A 5,019-nucleotide genomic window follows, 5' to 3' on the forward strand; every position below is an offset into this window, starting at 1 on the left:
GCGGCACTGCAAATTCGACTTTCTTGATCATAAAAGTTGTGGAGTTGTTAGTGCATTAAAACTGCTTCAAATATAAAGACCTTTATTCAAATAGACCAATCACTTTTTACTTAACTCTTGCATTCAAGTTTGAAATCATTCCGATTAGGGTATCCATTTTATTCGAAACGTTGGTTTGACGAATGGCTGTTTCTACTCCACGGGTTGCTCCGACATTTTGGTTTATGGCCATTCTAATCTCATTACTCAAGTAAACACCATTTTCGCTCAGCTGTACAATTTTCTTGAGTGCTTCATTTTGCTCACGTAGCAATTTGATTTGTTCGTCGCCCAACTGTTTAGCTTTTTCCACGTCAGCTTCAGACTCATTGACCTTTTGCGAGTCAGCTGTAAACGAACCATCTGAACCGTCATCATAGCGTTTAAGGATAGTCCCATACTGGTACATTCGCCCAGCGGTATTAAGTGAGGTTATTCCGTTTTTAAATGCCAAAGGTTTGGCACCTTCGCCCATGATATTCATAGTTTGCCAAACAGGCTTTTTAATACCACGTTTGGCATTTTCGTGCATCTGCTTAATAATTGGCTGGTTGATTTCTGTCTGGTCAGCATTGACAATGGCCTCTCCTCCTTCCATTTCGCCCAACTCTTTACCTGTTTTGTTATCGACTAAAGCTATACCCCCTTTTCCGTAAGTCTTTTCATGCTTGCTACCTTGAGGTGTAAAACCATAGTGAAATTGTGGTTGAGGTTGCGAGTTGATTTTGGCAACCTGAATACCAGTCATAACGGCCGACATAGCAGCGAACACCAAGTTTACTGGCCAGAAACCAGATGCAAGCGCTTTGATGGTCGCCAATGCTCCAGTAATTAGCGCACTAGCGGTATCAGCTTTTTTCTGAGCTTGCCAAGCTTTGAGTTTTTCAGCTTTTTCAATTTGGCGAGCACGTTCATTTTCGGCTTTGATAGCCGCTTCCAAGTCCATTTTGATTTTGATTTGGCGATTTTTCTCATCAGTAGCGGCTTTCACTTTTTCTGCTTTCTCCTTTTCCGCTGCTTTGATTTTATCGTCCATTTCCTGCTTGGCCTGTTCGATGCGCTCTTTGGATAACGCTTTATCCTGCTTGGTTTCGTCATCCAATTCCTCCAAACGTTCCTTGAGCTGTTGTTGACCCGCTTTTATTTTGGCGTCTCTTTCATCTTCAGCCGCTTTGATAGCCGCTTTCATGGTTTTTTCGGCGGCATCCATTTTCTCCTCTTTCTCCTTCTTAGCTTTACGGATTTTTTCCTCCAAAGCTTCCTTTTCAGCTTTATCGGTGGCCACTCTCATTTGTGACTCCAAATCCCAAACCTGTTCGTTGAGGGTCTGTTCTAGGTTTTGAAGTCGCTCTGTTTCCTCTTCCTTCAGTTGCTTTACCTTTTCGGTTTCGGCATCCTTCATAGCCAAAAACGACTCGGAATAACTTTCTTTAAAAGCCTTGATTTTGTCAGCCTTCTCCATCGTATCATCTTGGAGAATCTTTTCCAAATCTTTAATCCGACTTGTTTCCGAATCCTTTAATTGCTTGATAGCCTCGGTATGTTGCTGTTTGATGGAGCGCTCATTATCGATGGCAGCATTTAGATCAGCACTATTCTGGTTGAGCTGTTGTTGTAAAATAGCCACCTTTTCGTCACGTTCTCGCAATGCCTCAGCAATAGCCTTGTCAGCTTTAGCTTTTTCCAGATCTGCCAAAAAGTTGGCTGCTTGCATCGCCATTTGACCCACCATTTGAAACTTCTCCTGGTTATTTTGGAGTCGCTTTTGCCAAGCTGCTGCTTCGCCTTGTACAATTTGCCCAGCCGCTTCAACGGCTTTGTTTACGTCTCCTTTCAGAAAGGCACTAAAGACATCACTCCAAGCTTTTTGTTTACTTACCTTCCCGTCAATTAGGTCTTTGTCTAGCTTGCCAATTTCTTGCGTGTATTTGGCTGTTTGGGCTTTCTTTTCATTTTGATAACGTTCCTCAATCGCTTTCAAAGCCGCTTCTTTCTGCTGGGTATCGCTGATTTCACGTTCGGCTTTTTTCTTCTCAATCTGGAGTTCAGTATCCAACTTTTCTTGAGTATACTTTAGCTCAAGCGCTAGGCGCTCTTTTCGGATTTCAACCAGCTTTCTGGCATTGGTACCCGCTTGAACTTCTTTCCAGTCGAGCAAAGCGCTTTCGGCTTTTTTCTCCTGTTCCTGTACTAGCTTTTCGGTTTCAAGCCGCTTTTGAGCCGCTTCTTCCTGCTTCTTGGATTCCTTGGCTTTGTACTCATCTCTGACCTTTTGGCGTTCTGCTTCAGCTTCTTTCTCAATAATGGTTTCAAGCTTTTCTTTCAAAGCTTTGTCGGCCATTGAAGCTTCATTTTCGGCTTTTCGTTTTCTAGCTTTTTCGTTGATTTTAGCTATCTCACGTTCCAGCTCATCACGTATCGAGTTGATGTTGGTTTCAGCTTCATACTCTGCAATACGCTTGAGTGCTTCTTCGTTGGCTTTGGCTATCTGATCAAGGTGTTTCTTTTCTTCATTCTCATCTTTCTTTCGGTTTTTCTCAGCTTCTTTAGCTCGCTTTTCAGCCGCTTTTTTCTGCTCCTCCGTGACTACATTTTGCTTTTTATTTTCGGTAGTAGCTGCTGCCAAAACGGCTTCAGGTTCTAGTTTTTTTGGAGTATCTACCAAAGCATCTTTAAACCCTTTTTTGATTTGGGTAAAATTATCATTGGCGTGTTTGGTCATGTTGCTAAACTGCTTTTTGGCCTCATCCCACGTTTTGGAAGCACCCACAAAATCACCCTGTAAAAACTTGACCAAAGCTTTGCCACCCGACATCAAAGCACCCAACGACTCAATCATGGCTTGGATAGCCAAAAAAGACGCCCTAACAGGTAAAAGTAAAGATTGAAACACAACCGCTAAACCTTTCATAACCGCCGTGGCCGAAACGGTTTGTTTACTGAGATTAGGGAATATCTGTTGAACCAATCCCATCATGCTACTGTATAGGTTGGTCACTTGTTGGAAAAGCGATTTAAAAACAGTAACCACAGGCTCGGAGTTCTGGGCCAGCTCTAGCAAGAAATTAGCCACATTGATAACAATAGCCAACAAGGCATAGAACACGGGTTTGAGTTGTTCGCCTACAGCTCCAGCCAATTGCATAAAGGTGTCGCCAAGGTTAGAGGTTTGTCCCTCAAGCTTATTCATCATTTGGGCATTCATACCAGCCACGCCGTCGATTTTACCAAAGGCTGTAACCATTTTCATAGCACCTTCCTCGGTCGCCTCCATCGTCACAGTTTGCCCCTTAAAAGTACCAATGATTTTGTCACCTGACTTTTGTACCTTAATCCCAAGCTCATTCCAGCGTTCGGTATTGCTTACGTCCAAAATGGCTTCGTTGACGTCCTCCAATGGCTTACCCAAGGCACTGGCGACGTCACTCATGGCTAACATCTGTTCTCTGGTAGGTCTTAACCCACGGTTCACCATTTTGACATAAGACTCTGTTAATTCCTCCAGTGAAAAAGGTGTCTTCGCGGCAATGTCCTTCAGTGCTGCCATACTTTCCTTGGCCAGTTTTTGAGACTTTAGAGAGGTAGTTAAAACCGTTTCGTATTTCTCTAATTTTTGAGTTGTCCCAAAAATTGATTTACCTAAATCAACAGCCCATTGGATAATCTGCAAAGCAATCATAGCTTTAAAGGCTAAATTGACTTTATTTACACCACCAGAAATCTTGTCCCAAATACCTGGTTTACCTAAATCTTCCCCTCCCTTTTTGATGTCAGTAACTTCTTTCCTAACTGCTCCTAATCTCTTTTCTACATCTCCAAGTCTTTTACTGGTTTCAATAAAAGCCTTAGTTCCTGGTTCTAGCTGCTTGAGTTCTTTGTTTAAGGCTCTCGAATGGTTTTCAAGTTGTTGTATTGTCATTTTAGAGACGTCCATTGTTTTCATGGATTTCACTAATGCTTTCGTTTGATCATCACAGGCTTTCAACTCTGTTTTCAACTTTTTCCACTCTTCTCCTCCCTTACCACCTGAATTTTCAATATCCGAAAGCTGTTTTTTGAGTTCCTTTGCCTGTTTATTCAAATTCTGCATTGATTTATCAAACTCACTTGTTTCGGCTCGTAATGCTAGTACTGCGGTGTCTCTAAAATCCATTTTGATATGTAGAACAATGATTATAAAATATTACTATTGATTAAATATAGCTTTAAATTGCTTTGCGCCTGTAGTTACTGCCTCGTAATGCAAATGGTTAAAAAATATAGGCAAAACTTCCTGAGCAAGTGCTTCATTATATATACTTTTATAACTCCTTTTTACAATTGGTTCAAGCGAAATTTTATACATAATCGCCCAAGCTATCCTATCAACCTTATCTTGGTATGTTTGTCTAGTATTAATCTCTGATGCTGACCTTTTATATCCTGGAACATAGGCAAAACTATTTAATCCTTTATTTTTGACCCACTGTTCTATTTCAGAGTATGGTATTGTAGCTTTATACCTTCTGACTCTCATATCTTTAATTCTTAAAAGCGCCTGTAACTCAACTCTAGCTTCTAAAAAACCGATCCCTTTTTCTATTGCTTGAGCCCTAATTGAGTCGTATAGCTCCCCAGTTACTTCTAACTTACTCTCTCTTACTTTTCTTCGAAAAGTAATCATAGCCCTATCAGCAAATGCTTCTAATAAGCCTTGTATCACGGGGTTATCTAAAACAGATTGTTCCATAGTCTTTTTAATACTAATTTCATTAATACATTTTAGGCTATTAAGGACAAAAGAAAAGCGCACCAGTAATGATGCGCTTTTGTTCTAAAGAATATGTATATGTCTTAATTATTTTCTCCCTTATTTTTTCTAAAGTTCAAAAATGAGTTCACAACGGCTAAAAGTGTAACTCCTGCAAAAATAGACCCTGCAATTGGTAAATTAGAGTAAACAAGGTATGCAGAAAAACCCATGCCTGCTAATGCTATAAA

At 40.8% G+C, this 5,019-nt stretch carries 2 protein-coding genes; both read right to left on the bottom strand.

Annotated elements, in window-relative coordinates:
• Positions 1-106 precede the first annotated feature (106 nt).
• Positions 107-4,192, bottom strand: a complete 4,086-nt coding sequence (locus tag GVN22_RS26725) for a hypothetical protein (RefSeq protein WP_166554065.1) — start codon at positions 4,190-4,192, stop codon at positions 107-109.
• Between the two features lie 33 nt (positions 4,193-4,225).
• On the bottom strand, positions 4,226-4,768 hold the full coding sequence (locus GVN22_RS26730) for a hypothetical protein (protein WP_166554066.1): 543 nt from the start codon (positions 4,766-4,768) through the stop codon (positions 4,226-4,228).
• Positions 4,769-5,019: the final 251 nt, after the last annotated feature.

The sequence above is a fragment of the Cellulophaga sp. BC115SP genome (assembly GCF_009905545.1).
GTDB lineage: Bacteria > Bacteroidota > Bacteroidia > Cytophagales > Spirosomataceae > Flectobacillus > Flectobacillus rivi.